The organism is Metabacillus schmidteae, from assembly GCF_903166545.1.
In the GTDB taxonomy this organism is placed as follows: domain Bacteria; phylum Bacillota; class Bacilli; order Bacillales; family Bacillaceae; genus Metabacillus; species Metabacillus schmidteae.
On record NZ_CAESCH010000001.1, the window covers coordinates 2113689 to 2138702 of the forward strand.

Below are 25014 nucleotides of genomic sequence, written 5' to 3' on the forward strand. Positions count from 1 at the left end.
TTATTTTGTTCATATAGGATGTATAATGTTGAAGAATGCAGACTAATCCAATTTCTCTAGGTAATATTAAGATTCAAATTAAATAAATGAAAAATAATAGCCTGAAAAACAAGATTAGAACTTCATTGTCTCAACATTCACCCTTTCCGACTTGGTTATCTTTATTATATGTAAGAGGGAATGATAATGCAACAGCTTACGGAGTATCATATACAACAAGTTCTAAAGAAGGATTTGCACATGACCTTTACTAATAACGAGGGCTATGATAAATTCTAATCAAACACACTACAAGGGGGTTGTGTCATGAAGGTGCGTTATCATTTCGTGAAGAAAGCGGAAGTAAAGTATTGTGATAGCCAATGGACTGTCAAGGAAGCATATGACTATTTAAAGGAAATAGGATATAGGTCTGTACCTGTTCTAAAGGATGAAGGGAGAACGTTTGTTGGATTTATCTATAAAGTTCATTTATTAGAGCATTTTGTTGAGCATAATGGAAAGGAAACAGATTTTATTGAGCCATTAATTAAAAATCAAGATGCTTACATATATGAAGACGATTCATTCTTTAAGACATTTTTAACGATCCGCCGGTTGCCTTTCTTAGCTGTGAAGAATGAGCATAATGAATTTTCCGGAATTATTACCCATTCTAACATTATGGATGTACTCGAAGATTCCTTCGGTATGAAAACGGGTGGAGTTCTTCTAACGATTGGTACGAAGGAACATAAAGGTGCTATAAAGGATTTAGTAACAGCTGTAAAAGATATCAATATTGAAGGTTTGTTAACGTTAGACAACGGTGACGAGTATATTAGAAGGATTATTTTAAATCTCTCTGGTGATTTAACTGATGAAAAACTTCAAAAAGTTGTAAAAAAATTAGAAGATAAAGATTTCCGTGTTACAGCAATCGACCGTATTGATAAAACAAAATAACTGTTACAAAGGGATTGTCCTCATTGTAGCACAGTCCCTTTGTTTACTACTGAAAGTTTGTCACATCCTCGGGATGAATAAATAATTCGGATAATGTTACAGGTTTTGCCTTTTCTAAGACCTTTGGTACATATTGTTTTAAAACCGATGCTGTTTTTTCTCCGGCAATCCCAACATGACCTATAGCGATAATTTCAGTATCATTCTCAATTCGGTTTAATAAAATATTAGCCTGTCTTACAATATGATTTATTGTATATTGTTCATCAAAAAACATTTCGTTTTCTAAATAAGGGACCCCTAACTCAGTTGCCAATTTTTCTACAACACTTTTTCCAGTTGTTTTACTATCTAAATAATATAATCCTTTCTCCTGACATACCTCCAAAATAATTCTCATTATACGAGGGTCAGCCGTAATCTTAGATCCCATATGATTATTCATTCCAACTGCATGTGGAACGTCTTCTATTGCTTTCGTGACTCTTTCTCGTACTTCCTCATTAGATAAATCACTTGTTATCGCTCCAGGTCCTAACCAGCTTTTTTTTCCATGTAATGGTTCCATTGGAAGGTGAAGAATGACTTCATGTCCTTTTTGATGAGCAATTTCTGCATCTTTTTTAGTTGTGGACATAAAAGGCATAACGGCAACTGTTAGAGGGATAGGTAAGGATAGTATTTCCTCCGTTCCTTTCATGTCATTTCCAAAGTCATCAATAACGATGGCTACTTGTTTTGGACTTGTATGTTGAGAAGTTTCAGATAGCAAATGAGGTGTAAAGTTGACAAAAAGAAAACAGAAGACCATGAATATTTTCATATGTAATACTCCTTTATTGATCAATTTTGGAATGATTGTAAAAAAATTTATGCTAAAACAAACTTTTTTTATAACATAACCAATTTAGAACAATAAATGTGTAAAAAAAATGGAAGTTTAGAAAATACATAATGTGGGAATAAAAACATATAAGCCAAGTTAAAGTGAATATGTTTACAATTTTGTCATATTTTATTATGCGAAATATGTCTAAATTTGCGTTAGGCTTTACAGATTTGATAAATTCTGTAATAATTCTTGTCATAATTAAATGGATTTTGATAAAACACACTATTTGAAGTCCTAGATTCCATATAAATGAATAACTAGGAGGCTATGTGATGAATAATACAGACCGTATGAAAACTAGTTTACTCGAGCTAATAAATAATAAAAGAGAAGAAATGATTGAAACCGCGAACAGAGAAGGCTATACAAGTGATTTAGCTGTGAAATGCAGTCAAGATTTGGACGTGCTTTTAAACGAGTATCAACAGATTTTAATAGATGAAAAAAAGCCGAAACGAGGACCGTTTCAGCATTTTGTTCCAAAGATGAAGATGTTTTCACTTCAAGATACGTACTCATATTAATCAAAAAATACAGTGGGAGCACTGTATTTTTTAATTGGATTAAAAGCTATTGATTAAGATGACCATACAAAGAATACCGGTAATAAAAGAGTAGGTGGCAAACTGTTCATTTCCATCACCGTGGGATTCTGGTATTAGCTCTTTGTAGATAATAAATAACATCGCTCCAGCAGCAAAGGCTAAACCATATGGGACAAGAAACTCCACATAGTTAGTTAAATAAAATCCAAGTAACGATGCGACAATTTCTACAGCTCCAGTAGCGGTCGCAATTAGAAATGCTTTTCCTTTTTTGATACTCTGATTGATTAAAAACAGAGCAACTAAAAAGCCTTCAGGGGCATTTTGTAATCCAATTGCAAAAGCAATTAAATTTCCGGTTTCATTTTCACTTACAGAAGATGCATAACTAACCCCAACAGATAATCCCTCAGGTATATTATGCAACGTTATTGCCGCAACGATGAGCAATGCCTTTTCATCAAATTTTATTCCACTTTTGGTATGTTCTAAATCAATATGAGGGATGGCTCTTTCAAGAGAGGTCAGTACTAAAACACCTAAAAATATTCCGATGCATACCTCTACCAACCCGCCATATTTTAAAGATTCCGGTATTAAGCCTAACATCGCAGCAGTCATCATAATTCCAGCTGTAAATGCTAATAAAATGTCTCTCCAGCGATGTGTAATGGTTTTTTGTAGAAAAAGGATTGGTATAGCACCTAATCCTGTTGATAGGGCTGATAAAATACTACCTATTATTACATCAGACATATGAGTTTTCTCCTTTAACTATGGATACCCTTTGTTCAAAATTGCTATTTAGCACTATTATAGCTAAACTAATACGATCAAGAAACAAAATTGTTTGAAATTATACTACGAATGCAAATCTTTTGATTTGAACAAAGAATTCATCGAATTATGTGTGACTTTTTATACACGGAGTAAAAACGACTCTATGTAAGTATATGATGAAGTGGGCTCGGTGTGCTTATGGATCTTTATTTCTAAGATGGGTATTTATTGATACGAACTGAAAACTTGTGTAAGATATTTTTAAACAAAGGTCTTATTTACGCTGAACTTTTTAGGAGTTTGACAATCTGATGAACATAGTCTATTATTATGCTAAATCAATATTTTGAATTCAAGATAATTTTTTTAAAGGGTTGAGAAAAATGGAAAAAACAAAGAATATTGAAGAATCTTTAAAATTTTTTATCGTTCTTTCACGCGCGCATAGGGCTTTTAATGATGTCGTGAATAAACATATATCTACATTTAATTTAAATCCAACCGAGTTTGCTGTTCTTGAGCTGCTATATCATAAAGGTCCACAACCATTACAGCAGATTGGTGGAAAAATACTCCTAGCAAGTGGAAGCATCACATATGTTGTTGATAAATTAGAGCAAAAAGGATTGTTGGAAAGAAGAGCATGTCCTAATGACCGTCGTGTTACACATGCGCAAATCACTGATAATGGACAGCAACTAATTGAAGAGATTTTTCCTGCACATCAAGAAAAAATTGCTGAAATCGTTAGTGTATTGACTGATGAAGAGAAAAACCTAGTTACTGAGCTTCTTAAAAAGGTCGGCTTTCATGCTAATGATATTATGAAAGGTGAGTAAATTTTAAAAAAGGATGATCCTGAAACTTTTAGGATCATCCTTTTTTATTTAATTTTTCTGTTCATACGGTAACACAAGAACTTCAACTCTGCGGTTTTTCTGTCTTCCTTCTTTCGTGTCGTTGCTTGCTACCGGTTTGTATTCACCAAATCCTTTAGCACTAAATGCTTTAGCATCGAGTTTATCATTTTCAATCAGTATTTTCATAAAATTCACAGCGCGCATGACACTTAAGTGCCAGTTTGAATCAAAATCGGAGTTGTTAATAGGGACATTGTCTGTATGACCGCTAACAATAATGTTCCGAGGAGGATTCATAACAAGTAATTCAGATATTTCCCTTGCCAAATGAACATCCTTAGATCGTATGTCTGCACTGCCTGAATCGAAGAAAATATCATTTAAAATTGTAATCATTAATCCTTCGTCAGTTAAAGTTGTTTGTAAGTTTGATTCAAGATTATTTTCTTTAATATAAGTATTTATTTTATCCTGTACTTTTTGTAAGTTCTGTTGTTCTATACGTTTTTGGGCTTCTTCTATATTTTCTTCAGATTGCTCTTTATCCATATTGAGTTGCTCCGTTTGAGCTTCTGGTGTTGGGCTGGGGTACTCCAACACACTAGTCCCGCCGGTAAAGGCTGCATTTAATGATCTGGCGATTTGTTGGAATTTCTGTGCATCAACTGAACTCATAGCAAATAGAACAATGAAAAGTGCAAGAAGTAATGTTAATAAGTCAGCATAAGGGACAAGCCATGACTCATCTACATGTTCATCATGATGTTTATGTTTTTTCTTTTTAGCCATCTATGCTCTCTCCCTCAGAAATAGAAGCATTTAATTTATTTCTTTCAGCAACAGGTAAATACGTGGCTAATTTCTGTTCAATTGCTTTTGGTGCTTGTCCTTCTAATACCGAAAGCACACCTTCGATGATTACCTGCTTTACCTTAGCTTCCTGTCTTGATTTGCGCTTTAATTTGTTTGCAAATGGATGCCAAAGAACATAGCCTGTAAATATTCCTAATAGTGTTGCAACGAATGCAGCACTAATAGCATGACCCAAAGCATCTGTATTGCTCATATCAGAAAGAGCAGCGATTAATCCAACTACTGCTCCAAGTACACCAAGGGTTGGGGCATATGTTCCTGCTTGGGTGAAAATAGAGGCATTGGCCTGATGACGATCTTCCATCGCTTCAATTTCTTCGGTCATAACATCGCGTATAAATTCTGCGTTTTGACCATCAACAGCCATTAATAACCCACTCTTTAGGAAGGGATCATCAACTTCAGTTATCTTTGCTTCAAGTGCTAGTAAGCCTTCCTTACGGGCAACTTGAGCCCACTCAGAGAATAAAGGAATTAATTCTTGAATAGTAAATGTTTTTTGTTCTTTGAAAATGACTCCAAATAGTTTTGGGACCTTTTTAATTTCGCTGGTAGGGAATGCAATCACAACCGCAGCAGCTGTACCTAAAATAATAATTAATAATGCAGCCGGATTAATAAGTACGACGGGACTAACACCTTTCATAAACATCCCAACTCCAACAGCAATTGCTGCTAATAGTAAACCAAGTAATGACGTTTTATCCATTGTAAATCACCAAATTCCTCAAATTTTTCTTATGTATTATATCGGAGGAAAAAGGAAAAACTTTAGGTTTTTTCAAGAGAAGTTGTGAAAAGAATATGACAAAGAGGGCGATTATCATATTCTTTTCATTGATCAACTGTTTTTAGGGGGAGAAGTATTTAGCACATCATTATTTTGATTTTCATACATATTCATTTCAATTAGTTGGACTTCAATTTCTTCTACAAAAAATTCGTAAAGTATTTTATGTGTGTACTCATTAAAAAACATCACTTTTCATCTCCAATCAACGATTTTGTTAATTTCATCATAGAGGAGATATGAAAATATGACGTCGGCAAACTGATGGAAAAATAGATCAGTAATGAGAAGGAGATTATTCAGTCGTTTGACTGAGCATGATTAACTAAAAAGGAGTGCAATACCAAAATAGTAGAAGGGGAGTAAAGTAATGATCAGATTGCAGTAGAACAATAAACGAGAGTAGAAGCTTGAATTTTTTTCTGATGCGATCATTGCTAAGAGTGCACCAAATAAACTCGTACTGCAAAATAATGCTATTCCAAAGCCGACTCCTAATTTAAAGTGTAACAAAATGAATCCAATGGCAGAGCCATTAAATAGGAGAAAAAAGAATGAAATAAATAGTAGAATCGTTGTTGATCGTCCTTTCATAAACAACACCTCATAGCATGTATATGTGTTTTGGAGACATGCCATGCCAATGTTTAATATCAGAAAAAAGATATGGGGAAAAGCAAGTGAGAAAATAGGGAGGAAGTTTTAGATTCTCACTTGTTCTATGGCAGTTAAGTAATGATATTCATATAACTATCATCATTACAAATAATGAATAAATTTGCTTCTTCAGGTATCCTTTCATGAAGTCGATTAATTATTGAAAAATCATTGCCGTTTGAAATTAGAAGTGCTCCATGTTTAGAAAGGTCCTTTCTTGCATCTTCATAAGTTCTCCATTCTGATTTTTTAGGAACAGAGTATAAGTCATATCCTTCATTGCTTGTGAGTTGCCGAATGACTTCACTTGATCCATTAAATAGTATAGAACGTGCAGCAAGATGTGCAGCTGTGTCGTTAGCCGTTATGTATTCATTAACATTTACATGCGCAAAAGCATTAATATGTGCTGAATTCGTAACCTCACAGAGAGTATATAGTTTTTTGCTTTTCTCCTTTTCAATGCCTTTAATCATAGAAGCGATTAATAATGTGTGACCATCAGCCTGAGAAGCAGTTTGAAGATCGTCAGGAGAAAAGATCATAATAGATTTAGATTGAAGGATATTTGCTTGATCAAGTACAGAAGTATTCGCAGGATTTCCTTTTACAAACTCTACTCTGTCATGGTGGAGAGGTGTTTTAGGTAAATGCTCATCAATGATAACAACCTGGATATGTTCAAATGCTTTTAAAAGTTCATCAAGTGTAATAGCAGCCTTTTTTGTCCAATTGATTAATAGAATGTGATTTTTCGTCGTTATCGTCAATTTTCCTTCCTCCTTTAATCGTTTTCGAATGCTAAAGAAATCGATTACTTTTCCGATAAAAATACTCATAAGTCCAATTCCAATAATGTATAAAAACATAGCAAAGATTTTTCCGCTTACTGTTGCAGGTGAAACATCTCCATATCCAACAGTAGCAACAGTTGTCATCGTCCACCATAGACCTTCGAATGGAGTAGTAAATGTTTCAGGTTCAATATAATAAATAATATAACTACTTGATAGTACAAGAGTTATAGTCGCGAGAATAAGTACCCAACTATTCATTTGAAGGGCCTTTAAAAAAAATCGTATCAATAACATGGTATATCCCTCCTTGTGTTGAAGATGTTTATAAATAGTACATTATGAAAATAGTAACATAAAAAGGGTCTTTTTTTTTAGTTGATTTAGAAGAGCTTTTACTAAAAAAACATCCATAAGAAAAGGATTGTCCAATTCAGACAATCCTTCAGTGGTTAACAACTTATAATGATGATGTCATTATTTTCTACATCAACGATAAGTTGTTTAATTTTTTCCTGATCTAACAAAAGGTCTGTAATTTTATCTTCTACATGCTCTTGAATAACCCTGCGTAGTGGACGGGCTCCAAATGCTGGATGATAGCCAAGTGTCGCCAGCTTTTCTTTAGCTTCATCAGTAACTGTTATGGAAATCTCTTGTTCTAATAAGGATTCAGCGAGCTCGTCCATCATTAGTGTCGTAATTTTTATGAGGTCTTCTTTTTCTAATGAAGAGAACTCAATGATGTTATCAAATCGATTCAAAAATTCAGGTTTAAAGAATGCTCCTAACGATTCTAAAAGCTTACTTTCTTCAACTGCAGTATTAGAAGAGGTTTCAAAGCCAACAGTCACACGTTTTTCTCCGACACCAGCATTACTTGTCATGATAATGACTGTATCTTTAAAGCTAACTGTTCTACCTTGACTATCTGTTAGGCGACCATCCTCTAAAATTTGTAAAAACATATGCTGAACATCAGGGTGAGCTTTTTCAATTTCATCTAATAATATAATGCTATATGGGTTTCGACGAACTTTTTCTGTTAGCTGCCCGGCTTCGTCATGACCAACATAACCTGGAGGTGAACCGATAATTTTTGAAACAGTATGTTTCTCCATATACTCACTCATATCAAGGCGAATCATTGCATCTTTTGTACCAAATAACTCTTCTGCCAATGATTTAGTAAGCTCGGTTTTACCAACACCAGTTGGACCAATAAATAGGAAGGAACCAATTGGTCTAGTTTTAGATTTCAGACCGGCTCTGCTTCGTCTAATTGCTTTTGCAACCTTTTTAACCGCATCTTCTTGGCCAATCACTTTATTAGAAAGGTTTTTTTCTAAATGTTTCATTTGTGATTGCTCATGTTGCTGAAGCTTTCCAACTGGAATACCTGTTTTAGATTCGATAATCGTTTGAATATCTTCGACAGTAACGTTTAGGTTTTCAGTAGCTTCATATTGATTTATTTGTGCTTCTAGCTTTATTTCTTCATCTCGTAGCTTTGCAGCTAGTTCATAGTTTTCAGCATTTGTTGCCTCTTGTTTTTCATTTTTTAATTGAACTAAACGCTTCTCAATTTCATTATTAGTAGGTGAGAGTTGCATTAAGTTCTTTTTCGAACCTGCTTCATCAAGTAAGTCAATCGCTTTATCTGGAAGATATCTATCCTGAATGTAGCGATGTGAGAGATTTACGCAAGCCTTAATGGCTTCATCGGAGTAAGTAACTTGATGGTAGCTTTCATATTTTACTTGAATTCCTTTGAGAATCTCAACCGCTTTTTCAAGAGTAGGTTCATGAACCATTACTGGTTGGAAGCGTCTTTCTAAAGCTGCGTCTTTTTCAATCTGACGGTATTCCTTTAAGGTGGTTGCTCCAACTAATTGTAATTCACCTCTAGCTAAAGCAGGTTTTAAAATATTTCCGGCATCCATGGAGCCTTCGGCAGATCCTGCACCTACTACTTGATGAATTTCATCAATAAAAAGAATGATATTTTTACGGTTTTGTAACTCTTCAATTAACTTCTTCATTCTTTCTTCAAATTGGCCTCTAATACCTGTGTTTGCGACTAGTGATGCAACGTCAAGTAAATAAACCTCTTTGTTTGCAAGCTTAGCAGGGACAGTTCCATTTATAATTTTTAGGGCAAGACCTTCCACAACTGCTGTCTTTCCAACACCTGGCTCACCAATAAGGACAGGGTTGTTTTTATTACGACGGTTTAAAATCTCAATAACCCGGTCTACTTCATCCTCACGTCCAATGACAGGATCAATGATACCCGCACGTGCAGCAGAAGTTAAATTTCTACCTAGTTGGTCAAGAATACCTCCTCCACCTTGCTGAGCTTGTGTCTGCGTTTGTTCCATACCTGATGATTGTGGTTGAAAACCTTTGAAAAAATGATCAAATGAAAATGAAGATAATCCTCCTGTTAAACCAGTAGGAATAGCTTGTTTATATGATGCATAGCATTCTGGACATAAAGTTAGTTGTTTTTGTTGTTTGTTAATTTGAATATTTAAATGAATAGTAGCTTTATTTGTTTTACAGTTTTCGCATTGCATTATTCAAAACTCCTTTTCATAATAGTCGTGATGAGTAGGTTCTGACCAACTTTGACTAATGGGATAAAAAATAAAGATCATTTATTTGACCTTCTTTGACCATAGTATACTTTGACCTTTTTTGACTTTCAACTATTTTGATTTAAGCAATTCTTTCCAAGCGTTTAGAAACGAATTAGAATCTTCCTATTTTTCCTTCATATAATGATACAAGCTTGTATAACTTTAGTGAGGTGTACTGGATGAGAAGATCTTGGATCGCTCCTTTTCAAATAGCGGCTGTTTATATAGGGACTGTTGTGGGAGCTGGATTTGCAACTGGAAGAGAGATTGTTGAATTTTTTACAAAATACGGCGTTTTTGGACTTGCAGGTATCTTGTTAGCTGGGATTCTTTTTATGTTTGTTGGAACGAAAATGCTTATTTTATCCAAAAGGATACAAGCTACATCGTACCAGGATGTGATGATTTATTTATTTGGGATAAAATTCGGCAGATTCGTCAATATATTTATGCTTATTGTGTTAGTAGGATTAACATCCATCATGTTATCAGGAGCAGGAGCTATTTTTAAAGAACAGCTTGGCTTATCAGTTCGACTTGGTGTGGTCATTACCATATTGTTGACGATTGCTGTTATGACTTTCGGAATAAAAGGACTTTTTAGTGTGAATCTTATTGTCGTTCCAATGTTGATTGTTTTTAGTTTGTTGTTAGCTGTACAAGCATTTTCGATCGATTCATTTCAAATATTACCTGAACAATCTTCAGCATCGTATAAATGGATTCTCTCAAGCTTTTCATATGCTGCATTTAATTTAACGATGTCAGCAGCAGTTCTTGTCCCATTAGCAACTGAAATAAATGATGAAAAAATATTAAAAAGAGGAGGGATGATAGGAGGTTTTTTTCTCACAGCTATTTTAATTAGTAGTCATATCGCTCTCTCTTCGTTACCAAATGTGGAAATATTTGATATTCCAATGGCAGAGGTAATGAAATCAACACTGTATGTCGTTTATTATATATATATTGCAGTAATATATGGAGAAGTATTTACTTCGGTTATTGGTAATCTGTATGGACTTGAAAGACAAATTGCTTCATTTATAAATGTGCCAAGTATAATTATTGTGTGTGCGATTTTGTGTATAGCGGCATTTATCAGTAAGATCGGGTATAGTTCTTTAATCTCTTCTTTATATCCAATATTTGGATACGTTTGTTTAGGAATGCTTGTCTTATTGATCGTTAAAAAAGTGCCGGAATGATCGCAGTTTTGTGCTAAACTAAAGAAATAAATACACTGAAGTCGTTTTGCAAAGAATTCGCAATTGACTTCGGTTTTCTTAAAGGACAAGCTGCCAAGACGTGATGAGGAGGCTATATGTTATGGAACAAATTGCTATTATTTCTGATATACATGGAAACATACCTGCACTGACATCTGTACTAGAAGATATAGAAAAAAGAGGAATAAAAAGGATTTTCTGTCTTGGAGATTTAGTAGGAAAAGGACCAGGGTCTTCTGAGGCAATTGAAAAAATCAAACAATCATGTGAGATGGTTTTAAAGGGGAATTGGGATGATTTTATTACGAAAGAGACTGATTTTGAAGCATTAAAATGGCATCAAAAACAATTAACAGATGAACAAAATGGTTATCTGGAGTCATTAGCATTTTCACTTGATTTTTATATAAGTGGTAAATTCATCCGATTATTCCACGCTTCACCATTCAGCCTATACACGCGTATCCAACCTTGGGATTCGATAGAAAAGCGTCTCAGTATGTTTGAAAACACGAAATATACCGGTCACTCATTGGTGAAACCTGATGTAGTCGGGTATGGAGACGTACATAATGCGTTTGTCCAACATCTTAACGGAAAAACACTTTTTAATACAGGAAGTGTAGGGAATCCACTTGATCATACTTCTTCAGCTTATGTCATTTTAGAGGGAGAGTACGAATCAAAAGATGCAGCTCCTTTCTCTATTCAGTTTGTCAGAGTACCTTATGATATTAACTACGCGATTAAATTAGCAAAAGATGTGAATATGCCTGATCTGGAACCATATATTAAAGAATTAACAACGGCTACATACCGTGGAATAAAAACAGTTAGTAAAGGTGAATGAATGAATATTTTATGGGATTTTGATGGAACTCTATTTGATACATATCCAGCATTTACGCTTGTCATGCATGAACTTTTGGGTGGAAGTACTGATAAACAAGAAATTTTAAAACAGCTAAAAGTGTCCTTTAGCCATGCGGCAAATTACTTTAATTTGTCAGAAGAAGAGATTAATACGTTTAAAAAGAAAGAAAAGTCTCTTTCTCCGGAAATGAAAAAGCCATTTCCTTATGTTGAAGACATTCTTAGAAAAGCGAATGTCAATGTGATAATGACACATAAACCGAGGGATGAAGTTAAGGTGATTTTAGATTATTATCATTGGAATGCACATTTTCAAGAAATTGTAGCAGGTGATGATGGTTTTCCGAGAAAACCCGATTCAGCTTCTTACCGGTATCTACACGAAAAATATCATGTGGATTTAGCAATAGGGGATCGTCTATTGGATATTTTGCCAGCAAAGGAAATTGGAATTTTAACATGCCTCTTTCAGAATCCTTCGCAAGGAGCTGACTTTTATTTAGAATCATATCGGAACTTCGATGAAATTGAAAAATTATTGTAAGCTTTTCTAACTCGCCAATTGGCGGGTTTTTTGTTTGACTATATGATGGAATAAAACTTTATCGTTAAAAGTAATCTAAACTAAATATTTCTTTATTATAACTTGAGAATTAGCGGTTTTTTCAATCTAATTCGTACAAAAGTGTTAAAAAGCTCATTTAAGGTCATATTATGTGGTTTTTCATTGGAAAAGGTATTTTTAAACGTATTATCACATATTTATTTAAGAAATCGGCTAAGTGTTTTGTTTGACTGAAGAGTTTCTTTCATATTATGATAATTCTAACTAAAACTGTGGGGTGATAATATGGGGCAGTGTTAAAAATAAATACAATTATCAGATCCCTTATTGTACTCCAAGCGGACGCTGATAATGAGAAGTTTAATAACATATATTATTAAGTAAGACTTAACTCTCAGGAGGTGACTCCTTTTCCGTTAGTAACGGAGAAAGGAAGCTTATTTGGACATAGTGAATTTGTTGCTTGTTGCAATTTTAATCGCTCTTACGGGTTTTTTTGTTGCTTCTGAATTTGCGATCATTAGAATTAGAAGCTCTCGTATTGACCAATTAATTGCAGAAGGAAACAAAAAGGCGGACGCTGCAAAGAAGGTCATCAACAATCTTGATGAATACTTGTCAGCCTGTCAGTTAGGGATAACCATCACAGCTTTAGGTTTAGGGTGGCTGGGAGAACCAACTATAGAACATATGCTGAATCCTTTATTTCAGCAGTATGATCTTCCAGCATCTGTAGCTACTGTGTTATCTTTTGTGATTGCTTTTACAACAATTACATTTTTACACGTAGTTGTTGGAGAATTAGCACCTAAAACTGTTGCAATTCAAAAGGCGGAAGCTGTAAGTTTATGGTTCGCAAAACCTTTGATGGCATTCTACTTTATAATGTACCCATTTATCTGGTTACTAAACGGATCCGCTCGATTTATTACAGGACTTTTCGGATTTAAGCCTGTATCAGAGCATGAGCTGGCACATAGTGAAGAAGAATTACGAATAATACTTTCTGAAAGCTATAAAAGCGGAGAGATTAATCAATCGGAGTTTAAGTATGTTAATAAAATTTTTGAATTTGATAATCGAATTGCTAAGGAAATAATGGTACCGCGTACTGAAATCGTATCGTTATCAATTGATGCGCCTATTCAAGAGCAACTTGAAATTATTAAAGATGAGAAATATACAAGATATCCAATTGTAGATGGTGACAAAGATCATGTCATTGGAATTGTAAATATTAAGGAAATCTTTACTGATTTAATTCAAGTAGAAAATCAAAAATCATTCTCAATTGAAAAATATGTTAGACCTATTATTCAAGTGATAGAGTCTATTCCAATTCATGAACTTTTATTAAAAATGCAAAGAGAAAGAATTCATATGGCAATCTTAATCGATGAGTATGGAGGTACAGCTGGCTTAGTAACGGTAGAGGATATTTTAGAAGAAATAGTTGGGGAAATCCGTGATGAATTCGATGCGGACGAAGTCCCATTAATACAGAAATTATCTGATGCCAGATATATTATTGACGGTAAAGTACTCGTTAGTGAAATTAATGAATTATTAGGGTTAGATATTGATGATACTGACGTTGACACAATTGGTGGATGGGTATTAACAGAACGTTATGACATTCAAAAAGGGGATTATATTGAATTTGGTTCCCATATTTTTAAAGTTCATGAAATGGAAAACCATCATATTCGTTCACTTGAAATTACTACAGTTCCACATGTTGTATCAACCACAAGTATACTTGATAAAAAAGTAGCAACTTCATAATTGATGAAAAGAACTTACAAATGTGGGTTCTTTTTTTTGTATAAATACTCTTTAATGGGGATGTTTTGGAATGGAATTTACGTCATGTGGATATCATAAAAAGGCTTCGAAGCAGAGGCTAAAAATGTTTCTAGGGGGAGTTTTTATTGACGCAATCAAAATCCCAAAAAGAACGTCAGTGGACTGTACGAAAGCAATCACAAAATCCTCATGGTAAAGTAAAATCATTTGATCAACTTGCTGAGGAAGCAGGTAAAAAAGAAGATCAATAAGAAAAAAAGGTGGGGATTCTCACCTTTTTTCGATTAATAGCAATTCATTTATTTGTTTAGATTTTTGACAAGCTTTGGCTATGTCTTTTAAATGTTTATTCAAGTATTCTTGATCCTTCATTAACCATTTCGTTTCTTTTAAACCCTCTACTATATAATATGAAAAATCCCAGACAGCTTGTTTAATAAAGGGGGAATTTCCTTGCGCTATGTATACTAATGCCTTTAAGATAGAGGTCATAACCGATACATCTTCTCTTGCATAATGGCGAATCTGATAAAAACATTCATATAAGTAGTCATCAAATTTAGGCTTTTCAAAGATGACTCTTAATTGACGATGGTGGTCGTAATAAAATGGTGTCGCTAAATGTTTTTTACCGAGTAACGTTAAAATTTTTGCAAGGTGATTTATGCTGTTTATGGCTGTATAAGGATCATTTATGGCTGGAGACATGGCTCTTAAGGCAATTTCAACGAGTTTTTGAAGCCCAAAGTGAACATCTTGGACAGGCTCTTGATCAGTTGAAATCGTAATATAGGATAAATAATCTTCTGCTTGCTCTTTGTCCTTCAGCCTCCAAACCGAGATCAGTGGTGTATTCTCATCCACATAATTCCCTAAGTCCTGTTCGATTTTGATGATGTGATTAACTCCCATTGAATGTGTCATTAATTTATCAAATTCAATATATTCTATATATCCTGATCGCTTACTGAATAAGATATAAGGTTCTATTGTTTGAATTTCATCGAACTCCCAATTCTCCCAAGGTGGATTCTCTTTATAAATATCTTCATCAACAAAATGGTTGTGAATTGATTGAATGGTTTTTTGACTAATATTAAAGATCAAGTTACTTACTTTAATCCAAGTTGTGACATGATGAATAAAAAAGACAAACATTCCTAAGCAAATAATCGATACGATAATTGCGAAGGTTGGTACAATATAGAAAGTAGACTTATCATGATTTCGAACTAAGAGTAATAATATAATGGTATAAATAAATCCACCAATAAAAATACCTAACACACGCTGTGTATGGTGATCTGTTATGAAATTTTGAAGAGTTCTTGGTGAAAACTGTGATAAATAAGTTGTCAAAACGACTAGAATAGATGAAAACGTAATGGTGGTCATTGTTAATAAAGAAGTGGACAATGAGCTAAGAATAGTTTGTGCAAGACTTACATCTGATAAAAAAATAGGTGGTATACTTTTATAAAAATTGTTTGTCAGCATATATCTATCAATAAACATACTTATAATGGCTAGAATAAAGGCAAAGATACTATAGACTGCAGGCAAGTACCAGAAACTTGTTCGAACACGAATGATTATTTGCTTAAGAGACATATGAATTCCTCCATTGATAAATTCATTGCAAAAACAATTAATTCGTGATATATTTTCTTAGTTGAAAATTTAACAAAAATCCGATTTTGTCAAATTGGGAGAGGTTCTAGCTAAACCCTCTATAAAAAACTATGATATCTTTCAAATAAGATATAAGTTTTATTATAGATGAACAAAAGCAGGCACCTCGAATTAATTCGAAGGTGTTTTTTTGTTTTTGCTTTATTTTCCAATTAATAATCACTTAATATGTAAAGTTTGTGTTAAATACACGGTGTTATACACGTAAGATATTGAAGAAGGGAACGGTTTAAATGAAAAATGAAAAAGCAGTTGTTGTTTTTAGTGGTGGACAAGATAGCACAACTTGTTTGTTTTGGGCTTTAAAGCAGTTTAAGGAAGTTGTGGCTGTAACATTCAATTATAATCAACGACATAGCTTAGAAATAGAGGTTGCTCAATCTATTGCGAAGGAATTAGGGGTTCAACATCATATTCTAGATATGTCCTTATTAAATCAGTTAGCTCCTAATGCATTAACAAGAGAGGATATTAAGATTGAACAAAAGGAAGGAGAACTTCCTTCAACCTTTGTTCCAGGTCGTAATCTTTTGTTCTTATCGTTCGCAACTATTTTAGCAAATCAAATCGGGGCAAAACATATTGTAACAGGCGTTTGTGAAACTGATTTTAGCGGCTATCCTGATTGTCGTGATGCCTTTGTAAAATCTTGTAATGTGACGTTAAATCTAGCTTTAGATCGTCCGTTTGTTATTCATACTCCACTCATGTGGATTAATAAAGCAGAGACATGGAAAATGGCTGATGAGCTTGGTGTTCTGGACTTTGTACGTAATAAGACACTAACATGCTATAACGGAATTATTGCTGAAGGTTGTGGAGAATGCCCTGCATGTGAATTGCGTCAGAAAGGTCTTGATGAGTACTTGGCAGATAGTGAGGTGAATAAGCAATGATGCAACAAATCTATCCTCAAGTTCAGCATCCTTACGAATTCGAATTAAATAAGGATATGCATATTGCTGCAGCACACTATATTCCACATGAGGATGCAGGAAAATGTCAAAAAGTTCACGGTCATACGTATTTTGTTAACATTACCATAGCTGGTGATGAACTTGATGAGTCTGGTTTTTTAGTGAATTTTGCTTCATTAAAAAAATTAATTCATAACCGTTTTGACCATTCTCTATTAAATGATCATACTGAACTTTTTTCGGATAAGGATTCGAATTATTTTCCCACAACTGAAGGAATGGCTAGGGCAATTTATGAAGTAATACAAAAAGATTTGGATACAAAAGAAAATAAACCTAAATGTGTTCAAGTTTTTGTTAGAGAAACACCAACTAGCTATGTTGTGTTCCGCCCGAAACGTAAGGAGGGACGTGCGTGAAAAAAGTACCGGTATTAGAAATATTCGGTCCAACCATTCAAGGTGAAGGAATGGTTATTGGACAAAAAACAATGTTTGTTCGTACTGCTGGATGTGATTATTCATGCAGCTGGTGTGATTCAGCCTTTACATGGGATGGATCAGCGAAAGATGATATTAGACAAATGTCTGCAGAAGAGATTTGGTCTGAGTTGGTTGAATTAGGAAGAGATCGCTTTTCACATGTCACCATTTCAGGGGGAAATCCAGCTCTTTTAGGAAATCTTCAAGAGCTTATTTCTTTACTAAAAGATAATGGAAAGAGAATTGCGATTGAGACACAAGGCAGTCGTTATCAAGAATGGTTAAAGCAAATAGATGATTTAACCATTTCCCCAAAGCCGCCAAGCTCTGGAATGAACACAGATTTTGATAAGCTTGATCACATCATTCATGAGTTAACGGAAGTAGAAACTTCTCAGTCTATTAGTTTAAAAGTCGTTGTGTTTAACGAACAAGATCTTCAGTATGCCAAAAATGTTTATAAACGTTACCCGAAAATCCCATTATACCTGCAGGTAGGAAATGATGATGTTCATGGTATTGATACAGATCATCTTGTTCAACATTTACTAAAGAAATATGAGTGGTTAATTGATCAAGTGATTGCAGACTCAGAGTTAAATACAGTACGAGTATTACCACAGCTTCATACATTAGTTTGGGGAAACAAACGTGGCGTGTAACAAAAAATGTAAGGAGGCCATATTATGGCAGGAAGAAAAAACGAAGAATTAAAAGATGTTACATTATTAGGAAATCAAGGGGTTAAATACTTGTTCGAGTATTCTCCTGATATTCTGGAATCCTTTGATAACAAACACCCAAATCGTGATTATTTTGTTAAATTTAATTGTCCGGAATTTACATCATTATGTCCGATAACAAATCAACCGGATTTTGCTACAATTTATATTAGCTATATTCCTGACGAAAAAATGGTTGAGAGTAAATCGTTAAAGTTATATCTATTCAGCTTCAGAAACCACGGTGATTTTCATGAAGATTGCATGAATATTATTATGAATGATCTAATTGAATTAATGGAACCACGCTACATTGAAGTGTGGGGGAAATTTACTCCGCGCGGCGGGATTTCGATTGATCCTTACACAAACTACGGAAAACCCGGAACAAAATATGAGGAAATGGCACAATACCGTTTAATGAATCATGATTTGTATCCGGAGACGGTAGATAATAGATAAGAAAAAGATGAGGCTGGGACATAACTAGCTTCAAATAGTGAGAAAGGTGAATTTGAGGATACTCAAATTCACCTTTCTCTATTTATGAGGAAAATTCTTCTATTACCTTAGTTGTTGGCAGTGAATTTTCTTAAATTCACTGCCATTAACGCGAGTCCCATTTCGTTTTCAACCTTCGGTTTTCCTCGTACCGAAAATCGAGTGAAACGCAAATTGGCCTTCAAGAATCCAAAAACTGGTTCCACATCGATTTTACGTTTTCGATAGATGGCACTCGTTTCTTCTTCTGAAAGCTTCACTCTTACATATTCTTTTTGCTGTTCCCATTTTTCATTCACCATTATTTTTCGATTGTTACCTTCTTTTGCTTTTGTACATGATGAACGGAATGGGCATCCTGTACAGTCCTCAGATTCATAGATTTTATAATTCCGTTTGAAGCCTGTACGGTTATTACGGACAGAATGATATTGAAATTCAAGGCGTTTCTGATTAGGGCATGTATATGTATCTGTTTCCTCATCATACTGCCAGTTGTCGGGATTAAATTTGTTTTGTTTGTGCTTTTTCTTTTGTTCTTTCAAATACATATTATACGTAATAAGTGCTTCTCGTTTTCTGTTCAAAAGGATATCATTATAGTTTTGTTCACTACCATAACCTGCATCTGCGACAAGGTGTTTTGGCAACTCGAAATAATGCTGCTCAATCTCATCTAGAAATGGAATTAACGTATGCGTATCTGTTGGGTTAGAAAATAAACTATAGGCAAGCGAGTATTGACCTTCCGTGGCGATTTGTACATTATAACCTGCCTTCAATTGTCCATTTTTCATATAATCGTCTTTCATTCGCATAAATGTTGCTTCTGGATCTGTTTTAGAATAGCTATTCCGCGCACCAAGGATTTCAAGGTCTTGTTGGTATTTCTTTTTTCTCATGACAAAATCAATCAACTGTTTACGGATTTGTTTTGGATATTTACGATCATTTCTTAAAGCTTTTCGTTCTGTAACGTCTGACGATGCTTCAATTTGTTTATCATATGCGGTTACGACATCGTCCACTTTTTGAACAACTTCAGTGAGCTCTTCTAATGATAACTGTTCATCGCTTTCACGTTCAATTTCAGGTATGATTTCGTTCTCAAGTAGCTCATGGTATAGCTGGTTTGACTTTTCAATTAAACTTTGATGATATTTCTCAACCGATTTCTTCCAGACAAACGTAAATTTATTCGCATTCGCTTCAATCTTTGTACCATCGATAAAAATCGCTTCTTGATCGATAAGTTTTTCTTCAATTAATTGACAACGGAATTGGACGAAACACTGGCGAATTAATTCTTTCACTTCTGGTTGAACACGGAATCGGTTGATTGTACGGTAGCTGGGTTCATATCCTTGAGCTAACCACATCATACGGATACTGTCTTTTAATAGGGATTCAATTTTACGTCCTGAAAAAACAGATTGTGAGTAGGCGCATAAGATAATTTTTAGCATCATGCGTGGATGATAGGCAGGGCAACCCTCATTTCGAAGAAATGGTTCGAACGCTTCATGAGGAATACTTTCAACTAAATGATGGACATGGAAGGCGATATCATTTTTTTGTAATTTTACTTCTAAATCTAAAGGCAGAACTAATTGATTCATGGTATAATTTCTAAACATAAGGACCCTTCTTTCGGATGAAATTTTGTGTGGTAACTTTATTTTATCAGAAGTGGTCCTTATTTTTATTCAAAAAAATCAAAGCCGGTGAAATTTTACTCGTCGTAAAATTTCACCGGCTTTTTCATTTCAGAGTGGGTTTTGTCCCAGCCTCATCTTTTTTTATGATGCAAATTATAATAGTATTGCTTTGTTAAAATCTTTAAATCTGAATTATTAATAGCTTGAGCAAACTGGTTTTCTCCAATGGGACTTGAGGAAAAGCCAAGTTTTTCTGAAAAATTTTTAAGCATACCATATAAATTTAATAATAAAATAAATATAAGTAAAGACGTGATTTATTACGGAGGTGCCAAATTGGAATTCCATGAAGCTGCTAAACTGCGAAATGAATGGGTGAAAAAGAATAGCAAAGAATGCGATCACCCAAAAATTGAACAGCGCTATTTAGGAGAATATGCTGGTGATTATGCATGCAAAGTATGTGGACAAACTTTTTTGTCTCCTCTACCTGAATCTAAAGGTGAAAAATAAAACGAGAAGGATTAATTATCCTTCTCGTTGTTTTTTATTAAGAAAATGAATCTTTGATAATTTTATAGTTTTTATGATTGACAACCGTACGTCTATCAAGATCTAAATCATGAAAGTTCTCCATATATGTTAAATCAACAATAACGGAATTTTCATTTACTTTCTCAACAACACCTGTTAATCCATCTTTAAATTCAATGATACTGCCAACTTTAGCGATCTTCATTGCCTCGCTCCTTTACATATTCTTCTACGATTAGACCTTTTTTCTCTCTCTATCTAATCATTTACGTATACGCTTAACGCCGTGAGCCAATGGCGCTAATAAAAAATAGATAATCTCTATTAGAATTATTTAACACTATTTTTTTTCGTAAGTAAAGCGTTTTTACTTAGTTTTTCAAATTTATGACAAATATCTATTGAGTTCACATGGTAAGGAGGAGTGTTAATGTTTACTAGTATTCAAGAACTGATCGCAAGCTTGATTTATGTTATATTAACATAAGAGTTCAATCAAAGGAGCGTTCTGCATGAAAGATACAGGTTTAGTATTAGAAGGTGGAGGCATGCGAGGAATATACACAGCTGGTGTTTTAGAGGTTTTTATGGAACAGGATTTGTATGTTCCATATGTTATAGGTGTATCAGCTGGTGCATGCTTTGGCGCTTCTTATTTATCGAGACAAAAAGGGAGAAATCGGAAGGTAAATATAGATTATGTAACACATCCAAAATATTTATCTCTTCAAAATTATGTTAAGCATCGGCAATTATTTGGAATGGATTTTATTTTTGATGAAATTCCTAATTCACTTGTTCCATTTGATTATGACACTTTTTATAAAGGGGCAGAGGAATTCGTTATAACGGCAACTGATTGTAAAACAGGTCTGCCTGTTTATTACAATAAACTAGACTATGGAAATGAAATGTTAACTGTTATCCGTGCATCAAGTTCATTACCTTTTATTGCTCCTATAGTAGAATATAAAGGGAAACAATTATTAGATGGAGGAATCACTGATTCTGTTCCTATTAAAAAAGCAGAAGAGGATGGTAATAAACGTAATATTGTTGTGCTAACAAGAGAAGAATCTTATTTGAAGAAAAAATCTAACATTAGTTGGGTATTAAATAAAACGTACCGTAAGTATCCTAAATTAATAGAAGCAATCTTAACTCGATATAAAATGTACAATGATACTATTGAACATATTAAGGAACAAGAAAAAAAAGGAAAAGTCTTTGTGATTAGACCGAGCTCAGCTTTGAAAGTCGGAAGAATTGAAAGAAATCAACAAAAACTTGAAGAATTATATTCAATTGGTATGGAAGATGCAAAGAAGGAATTTAATCGTCTGGAAGAGTGGTTAAAAACAACCAACTAAAACGATCAACTATTCTGAAACAAAATACTCTTTTATAATGAATTTTAAAGTGCTGAATAAGTGAGGGAAAATGATGGATAAGCAAATGATCAATGACATTCTAAATCAATTAAGGGATGGAGAGTTACACGAATACTATGTAACAAAAGAGCACTTTTTACCATTTCGTGAGGTTCTTGTAGCACGTGAGGATTTTAAGCATTTTCGCGGGATCGCACAACAAGGTGGACATGTTGTCTATCGTTATTTAAATGAGCCGAGAAGTTAGTTAACCAACTTCTTGGCTCTTTTTTTCGTAGTATCATATTTGTGTTCTTTTTATAGATAAGTAAAACTTTGGATGTTTTAGAGAGCATATTTTATTTTTGGGATAAAAAAATGAGCAGATCAAACTATTTTTTTTCAAAGATAGAGGATAAAAAACTGACTGACACCAAAGCTATTTCAATAATTATAGTGAAAAAATTAAGAGTGCTGGGTCTTTTTTAATAGTTAGTAATTGTGATTAAAGGAGGGTTACTTATTTTTTGTCCGTAAGACAATTTTTAACTTATGGAATGTCTACCAGATTTTGAGGGGTGATATAGAGAAGTGTTCCTGTTAGGCTTGTGTATGTAGCCAAGAGAACGCATGAAAAACCTGAGGGAGGATAAAATTTATATGAAGAAAACGATCATAAAACTTGTTGCTGTTTCAACATTAGCTTTATCGCTTGTAGCGATTACAGCTCCACAATCAAAAGCTAATGCTGCAACAACACATCAAGTAAAATCAGGTGATACATTTTGGATCATCGGTAAAAAGTATGGAGTACCTGTTAAAACGTTAAAGTCAACAAATAATAAAACTTCAAATTTATTATTTGTAGGGGAAAAGTTAGTTATCCCTCAAAGTGTAACAACGTCTGAGATGGATTTATTAGCAAGACTTGTTCATGCAGAAGCTAAAGGCGAGCCGTTTGCCGGGAAAGTTGCGGTTGCGTCTGTTGTATTAAACCGTGTTGATAGTTCATTGTTTCCAAATGATATAAAGAGTGTTATCTATCAAAAAGACCAAGGCTATTATGCATTTACTCCTGTTCAAAATGGAACAATTAATCAAATTGCGGATGCATCTGCAAAAGCAGCTGTGAAAGAAGCATTAGCATTTAGGGGAATGGGAAAAGGCTCACTGTATTTTTATAATCCGAAAACAGCAACAAGCACTTGGATTACCTCACGAGAAGTGACGATAACCATCGGTGATCATCGTTTTGCAAAATAATTATGATGCTAAAGGAGTACCTTATAAGGTGCTCCTTTTTTATTTCTAAAAACCTCATTTGCATAAATATAACAAAAGTTGGAAACCTAAGAAAAACGACTTAAATGGAGCGTGCAAAGTGGATAAATGAGCAAAAAAACGTCGGAAAATAACATAGTGCAGGAGTCAATTGTACAAGTTGTCAATAAAATGAAAACGTCTTCTGATTTTATTCAATATTGTGATAAGAATAACAATGTACAATACTGGTTCTCGTATTTTCGTACATTAGTTGATACGGAGACTCTTCAAAAGAAGGTGATGCCGGCACTAAAAAGTAATCAATGGAAATCACTTTTGGATTTGAAAAATGCGATTCCAATTGAAGAGATTCTTATAACTACGGATACAAATACGATTAAAGATAAGCTCCTTGATGGATATATTCTAGTTACGCTAACAGAATATGGTGTCCATTGTTTACTCATTAAATCAACTCTTAATAAGGCACGTGATGTTTCACTTCCGGAGGTCGAATTTAGTGTTGTAGGGCCTAAAGAGGCATTTGTAGAAGCGATTGAGTCGAATATAAATTTAATTAGAAAAAGAATTCCGGATGAGAAATTAAGAATACGTGAGCTACAGGTAGGGGACCTATCTAAGACAAAAGTAGCCATTTTATGTGTTGAAGGAATTGTTGATGAAGAAAACTTTCGTACAGTTGTACAACGAATAAATGAGATTCAATTTGATCAAATAAGCGATAGTTCGTTTATTACTCAGATGATATCGGATAATCACAATTCACCATTTCCTCAGCTTTTAGATACAGAAAGACCTGACCGGGTTGCCTCTATTCTAGCTGAAGGAAAAGTTGGTGTCATGGTGGATGGATCGCCACATGTACTAATAGGACCTACAACATTGGTTGAATTCTTTTCAGCTTTTGATGATTATTTTTACAATTGGGTAAATGCGTCATTTATACGAATGGTTAGGTTATTTGCAGTTGCATTTTCTATTTTAATTACACCTATCTATGTTGCAGCTTTATCGTATCATTATGAATTAATACCTAATGACTTATTAAATACCCTTATTTCATCTCGACGAGAGGTTCCATTACCTCCATTACTTGAGGCTCTTTTTTTAGAATTAACTATTGAATTATTACGTGAAGCAGGAGCCAGACTTCCGACAAAGGTTGGTCAAACGATTGGTATCGTTGGAGGGATTGTAATCGGTACTGCCTCCGTAGAAGCAGGGTTAACAAGTAATATTTTACTTATTATTGTGGCCTTATCAGCACTTGCATCGTTTACGACCCCAATTTATGCAATGGGCAACACGATTCGAATGCTAAGATTCCCGTTTCTGTTGTTTGCTGAGTGGTTAGGATTATTAGGGATAGTACTATGTTTTTGTTTTTTAATGACACACTTGTTGAGGCTAACTTCACTGGGAAGACCTTTTTTAGAACCAATCTATCCACCTAGAACAGCTGATATGAAAGATTCATTAATTCGTTTACCATTTTCATTAATGTCAAAACGACCTCAACAATTGCGGCCTGAAAAGCCAATTCGATTTTCAGCTAAAAAAGCAAGAAAAAACAAAGACATTGATGAATAAGTGAGGTGAGTAC

27 protein-coding genes are annotated in these 25014 nt (G+C 34.2%); 17 read left to right on the plus strand and 10 right to left on the minus strand.

The window, feature by feature from the left end:
- Window positions 1-306 precede the first annotated feature (306 nt).
- Window positions 307-945 (plus strand): cyclic di-AMP binding protein CbpA, encoded by a 639-nt coding sequence (gene cbpA / locus HWV59_RS10070; RefSeq protein ID WP_175638774.1) that lies wholly within the window; start codon window positions 307-309, stop codon window positions 943-945.
- 46 nt (window positions 946-991) lie between these two features.
- Here cbpA and HWV59_RS10075 read toward each other — a convergent pair whose 3' ends face one another.
- Entirely contained in the window at window positions 992-1768 is a 777-nt protein-coding gene (locus tag HWV59_RS10075; protein WP_102231841.1) for a divergent polysaccharide deacetylase family protein, read from the minus strand.
- 341 nt (window positions 1769-2109) lie between these two features.
- Here HWV59_RS10075 and HWV59_RS10080 point away from each other — a divergent pair, with 341 nt between their 5' ends.
- Window positions 2110-2361 carry an aspartyl-phosphate phosphatase Spo0E family protein gene (locus tag HWV59_RS10080; protein WP_102231840.1) on the plus strand — a complete coding sequence of 84 codons (252 nt, stop codon included), beginning with the start codon at window positions 2110-2112 and terminating at the stop codon, window positions 2359-2361.
- 39 nt (window positions 2362-2400) lie between these two features.
- Here the strand turns inward: HWV59_RS10080 and HWV59_RS10085 are convergent, their stop codons facing one another.
- Window positions 2401-3138 (minus strand): ZIP family metal transporter, encoded by a 738-nt coding sequence (locus tag HWV59_RS10085; RefSeq protein WP_102231839.1) that lies wholly within the window; start codon window positions 3136-3138, stop codon window positions 2401-2403.
- A 407-nt stretch (window positions 3139-3545) separates the two neighbouring features.
- Between HWV59_RS10085 and HWV59_RS10090 the strand changes: the two genes are divergently transcribed.
- Window positions 3546-4001 carry a MarR family winged helix-turn-helix transcriptional regulator gene (locus HWV59_RS10090; protein WP_102231838.1) on the plus strand — a complete coding sequence of 152 codons (456 nt, stop codon included), beginning with the start codon at window positions 3546-3548 and terminating at the stop codon, window positions 3999-4001.
- A gap of 48 nt (window positions 4002-4049) precedes the next feature.
- Here the strand turns inward: HWV59_RS10090 and motB are convergent, their stop codons facing one another.
- The 5 genes from motB to HWV59_RS10115 form a co-directional block, all read right to left on the minus strand.
- Window positions 4050-4811, minus strand: a complete 762-nt coding sequence (gene motB / locus HWV59_RS10095) for a flagellar motor protein MotB (protein ID WP_102231837.1) — start codon at window positions 4809-4811, stop codon at window positions 4050-4052.
- Window positions 4804-5604 carry a flagellar motor stator protein MotA gene (gene motA / locus HWV59_RS10100; RefSeq protein ID WP_102231836.1) on the minus strand — a complete coding sequence of 267 codons (801 nt, stop codon included), beginning with the start codon at window positions 5602-5604 and terminating at the stop codon, window positions 4804-4806. Before motA ends, motB begins: the two co-directional genes overlap by 8 nt.
- 402 nt (window positions 5605-6006) lie before the next feature.
- Complete coding sequence (locus tag HWV59_RS10105; RefSeq protein ID WP_102231835.1) at window positions 6007-6279, minus strand: hypothetical protein; 273 nt, start codon at window positions 6277-6279, stop codon at window positions 6007-6009.
- Window positions 6280-6413: 134 nt separating this feature from the next.
- The gene (locus HWV59_RS10110) at window positions 6414-7433 is read right to left on the minus strand and encodes a potassium channel family protein (protein ID WP_102231834.1); all 1020 of its coding nucleotides are present in this window, start codon (window positions 7431-7433) and stop codon (window positions 6414-6416) included.
- Window positions 7434-7588: 155 nt separating this feature from the next.
- Window positions 7589-9715, minus strand: coding sequence for an ATP-dependent Clp protease ATP-binding subunit (locus HWV59_RS10115; protein ID WP_175638775.1), 2127 nt, complete (start codon window positions 9713-9715; stop codon window positions 7589-7591).
- A gap of 242 nt (window positions 9716-9957) precedes the next feature.
- On the opposite strand from HWV59_RS10115, the gene HWV59_RS10120 reads away from it, so the two are divergent.
- The 5 genes from HWV59_RS10120 (at window position 9958) to HWV59_RS27030 (ending at window position 14502) form a co-directional block, all read left to right on the plus strand.
- Window positions 9958-10986, plus strand: coding sequence for a YkvI family membrane protein (locus HWV59_RS10120; protein WP_175638776.1), 1029 nt, complete (start codon window positions 9958-9960; stop codon window positions 10984-10986).
- Window positions 10987-11107: 121 nt separating this feature from the next.
- Entirely contained in the window at window positions 11108-11857 is a 750-nt protein-coding gene (locus HWV59_RS10125; protein ID WP_175638777.1) for a metallophosphoesterase family protein, read from the plus strand.
- Window positions 11858-12424: an HAD-IA family hydrolase gene (locus HWV59_RS10130; RefSeq protein ID WP_175638778.1), complete on the plus strand. Its 567-nt coding sequence runs from the start codon at window positions 11858-11860 to the stop codon at window positions 12422-12424.
- 462 nt (window positions 12425-12886) lie between these two features.
- Window positions 12887-14230: a hemolysin family protein gene (locus tag HWV59_RS10135; RefSeq protein WP_102231829.1), complete on the plus strand. Its 1344-nt coding sequence runs from the start codon at window positions 12887-12889 to the stop codon at window positions 14228-14230.
- Window positions 14231-14376: 146 nt separating this feature from the next.
- Window positions 14377-14502 (plus strand): DUF6254 family protein, encoded by a 126-nt coding sequence (locus HWV59_RS27030; RefSeq protein WP_219722822.1) that lies wholly within the window; start codon window positions 14377-14379, stop codon window positions 14500-14502.
- A gap of 19 nt (window positions 14503-14521) precedes the next feature.
- On the opposite strand, the gene HWV59_RS10140 is transcribed toward HWV59_RS27030, so the two are convergent.
- Window positions 14522-15862 (minus strand): DUF2254 domain-containing protein, encoded by a 1341-nt coding sequence (locus HWV59_RS10140; RefSeq protein WP_102231828.1) that lies wholly within the window; start codon window positions 15860-15862, stop codon window positions 14522-14524.
- A gap of 314 nt (window positions 15863-16176) precedes the next feature.
- On the opposite strand from HWV59_RS10140, the gene queC reads away from it, so the two are divergent.
- Genes queC through queF form a run of 4 tightly spaced genes read left to right on the plus strand, consistent with a single transcriptional unit; the run spans window position 16177 to window position 18526 of the window.
- Complete coding sequence (gene queC / locus HWV59_RS10145; RefSeq protein ID WP_102231827.1) at window positions 16177-16839, plus strand: 7-cyano-7-deazaguanine synthase QueC; 663 nt, start codon at window positions 16177-16179, stop codon at window positions 16837-16839.
- Window positions 16836-17279, plus strand: coding sequence for a 6-carboxytetrahydropterin synthase QueD (queD, locus tag HWV59_RS10150; protein ID WP_102231826.1), 444 nt, complete (start codon window positions 16836-16838; stop codon window positions 17277-17279). The genes queC and queD overlap by 4 nt, the downstream gene beginning before the upstream one ends.
- A complete protein-coding gene (queE, locus tag HWV59_RS10155) occupies window positions 17276-18004 on the plus strand; it encodes a 7-carboxy-7-deazaguanine synthase QueE (protein WP_102231825.1) in 729 nt (242 codons plus the stop codon). Before queD ends, queE begins: the two co-directional genes overlap by 4 nt.
- Before the next feature lie 24 nt (window positions 18005-18028).
- Complete coding sequence (gene queF, locus HWV59_RS10160; protein WP_102231824.1) at window positions 18029-18526, plus strand: preQ(1) synthase; 498 nt, start codon at window positions 18029-18031, stop codon at window positions 18524-18526.
- 107 nt (window positions 18527-18633) lie between these two features.
- On the opposite strand, the gene HWV59_RS10165 is transcribed toward queF, so the two are convergent.
- Window positions 18634-20202, minus strand: a complete 1569-nt coding sequence (locus HWV59_RS10165) for an IS1182 family transposase (RefSeq protein WP_175638779.1) — start codon at window positions 20200-20202, stop codon at window positions 18634-18636.
- Window positions 20203-20448: 246 nt separating this feature from the next.
- On the opposite strand from HWV59_RS10165, the gene HWV59_RS10170 reads away from it, so the two are divergent.
- Entirely contained in the window at window positions 20449-20736 is a 288-nt protein-coding gene (locus HWV59_RS10170) for a hypothetical protein (RefSeq protein ID WP_175638780.1), read from the plus strand.
- Window positions 20737-20773: 37 nt separating this feature from the next.
- Here HWV59_RS10170 and HWV59_RS10175 read toward each other — a convergent pair whose 3' ends face one another.
- Complete coding sequence (locus HWV59_RS10175) at window positions 20774-20962, minus strand: YkvS family protein (protein WP_026559928.1); 189 nt, start codon at window positions 20960-20962, stop codon at window positions 20774-20776.
- A gap of 307 nt (window positions 20963-21269) precedes the next feature.
- On the opposite strand from HWV59_RS10175, the gene HWV59_RS10180 reads away from it, so the two are divergent.
- The 4 genes from HWV59_RS10180 (at window position 21270) to HWV59_RS10195 (ending at window position 25001) form a co-directional block, all read left to right on the plus strand.
- A complete protein-coding gene (locus tag HWV59_RS10180) occupies window positions 21270-22127 on the plus strand; it encodes a patatin-like phospholipase family protein (protein ID WP_175638781.1) in 858 nt (285 codons plus the stop codon).
- 73 nt (window positions 22128-22200) lie between these two features.
- Window positions 22201-22395, plus strand: a complete 195-nt coding sequence (locus tag HWV59_RS10185) for a hypothetical protein (protein ID WP_102231822.1) — start codon at window positions 22201-22203, stop codon at window positions 22393-22395.
- A gap of 392 nt (window positions 22396-22787) precedes the next feature.
- On the plus strand, window positions 22788-23390 hold the full coding sequence (locus HWV59_RS10190; protein ID WP_175638782.1) for a cell wall hydrolase: 603 nt from the start codon (window positions 22788-22790) through the stop codon (window positions 23388-23390).
- A gap of 126 nt (window positions 23391-23516) precedes the next feature.
- Window positions 23517-25001: a spore germination protein gene (locus HWV59_RS10195; protein WP_102231945.1), complete on the plus strand. Its 1485-nt coding sequence runs from the start codon at window positions 23517-23519 to the stop codon at window positions 24999-25001.
- Window positions 25002-25014: the final 13 nt, after the last annotated feature.

What these genes read in the sequence shown, in the direction of transcription:
- HWV59_RS10125 (WP_175638777.1), top strand. Translation starts at nt 11,108, where the DNA reads ATGGAACAAATTGCTATTATTTCTGATATACATGGAAACATACCTGCA.
- motB (WP_102231837.1), bottom strand. Translation starts at nt 4,811, where the DNA reads ATGGCTAAAAAGAAAAAACATAAACATCATGATGAACATGTAGATGAG.
- HWV59_RS10170 (WP_175638780.1), top strand. Translation starts at nt 20,449, where the DNA reads ATGGGACTTGAGGAAAAGCCAAGTTTTTCTGAAAAATTTTTAAGCATA.
- HWV59_RS10165 (WP_175638779.1), bottom strand. Translation starts at nt 20,202, where the DNA reads ATGTTTAGAAATTATACCATGAATCAATTAGTTCTGCCTTTAGATTTA.
- HWV59_RS10110 (WP_102231834.1), bottom strand. Translation starts at nt 7,433, where the DNA reads ATGTTATTGATACGATTTTTTTTAAAGGCCCTTCAAATGAATAGTTGG.
- HWV59_RS10190 (WP_175638782.1), top strand. Translation starts at nt 22,788, where the DNA reads ATGAAGAAAACGATCATAAAACTTGTTGCTGTTTCAACATTAGCTTTA.
- HWV59_RS10080 (WP_102231840.1), top strand. Translation starts at nt 2,110, where the DNA reads ATGAATAATACAGACCGTATGAAAACTAGTTTACTCGAGCTAATAAAT.
- HWV59_RS10105 (WP_102231835.1), bottom strand. Translation starts at nt 6,279, where the DNA reads ATGAAAGGACGATCAACAACGATTCTACTATTTATTTCATTCTTTTTT.
- HWV59_RS10185 (WP_102231822.1), top strand. Translation starts at nt 22,201, where the DNA reads ATGGATAAGCAAATGATCAATGACATTCTAAATCAATTAAGGGATGGA.
- HWV59_RS10130 (WP_175638778.1), top strand. Translation starts at nt 11,858, where the DNA reads ATGAATATTTTATGGGATTTTGATGGAACTCTATTTGATACATATCCA.
- HWV59_RS10140 (WP_102231828.1), bottom strand. Translation starts at nt 15,862, where the DNA reads ATGTCTCTTAAGCAAATAATCATTCGTGTTCGAACAAGTTTCTGGTAC.
- HWV59_RS10090 (WP_102231838.1), top strand. Translation starts at nt 3,546, where the DNA reads ATGGAAAAAACAAAGAATATTGAAGAATCTTTAAAATTTTTTATCGTT.
- cbpA (WP_175638774.1), top strand. Translation starts at nt 307, where the DNA reads ATGAAGGTGCGTTATCATTTCGTGAAGAAAGCGGAAGTAAAGTATTGT.
- HWV59_RS10195 (WP_102231945.1), top strand. Translation starts at nt 23,517, where the DNA reads ATGAGCAAAAAAACGTCGGAAAATAACATAGTGCAGGAGTCAATTGTA.
- HWV59_RS10175 (WP_026559928.1), bottom strand. Translation starts at nt 20,962, where the DNA reads ATGAAGATCGCTAAAGTTGGCAGTATCATTGAATTTAAAGATGGATTA.
- queC (WP_102231827.1), top strand. Translation starts at nt 16,177, where the DNA reads ATGAAAAATGAAAAAGCAGTTGTTGTTTTTAGTGGTGGACAAGATAGC.
- motA (WP_102231836.1), bottom strand. Translation starts at nt 5,604, where the DNA reads ATGGATAAAACGTCATTACTTGGTTTACTATTAGCAGCAATTGCTGTT.
- HWV59_RS10115 (WP_175638775.1), bottom strand. Translation starts at nt 9,715, where the DNA reads ATGCAATGCGAAAACTGTAAAACAAATAAAGCTACTATTCATTTAAAT.
- HWV59_RS10075 (WP_102231841.1), bottom strand. Translation starts at nt 1,768, where the DNA reads ATGAAAATATTCATGGTCTTCTGTTTTCTTTTTGTCAACTTTACACCT.
- queD (WP_102231826.1), top strand. Translation starts at nt 16,836, where the DNA reads ATGATGCAACAAATCTATCCTCAAGTTCAGCATCCTTACGAATTCGAA.
- HWV59_RS10180 (WP_175638781.1), top strand. Translation starts at nt 21,270, where the DNA reads ATGAAAGATACAGGTTTAGTATTAGAAGGTGGAGGCATGCGAGGAATA.
- HWV59_RS10120 (WP_175638776.1), top strand. Translation starts at nt 9,958, where the DNA reads ATGAGAAGATCTTGGATCGCTCCTTTTCAAATAGCGGCTGTTTATATA.
- HWV59_RS10085 (WP_102231839.1), bottom strand. Translation starts at nt 3,138, where the DNA reads ATGTCTGATGTAATAATAGGTAGTATTTTATCAGCCCTATCAACAGGA.
- queF (WP_102231824.1), top strand. Translation starts at nt 18,029, where the DNA reads ATGGCAGGAAGAAAAAACGAAGAATTAAAAGATGTTACATTATTAGGA.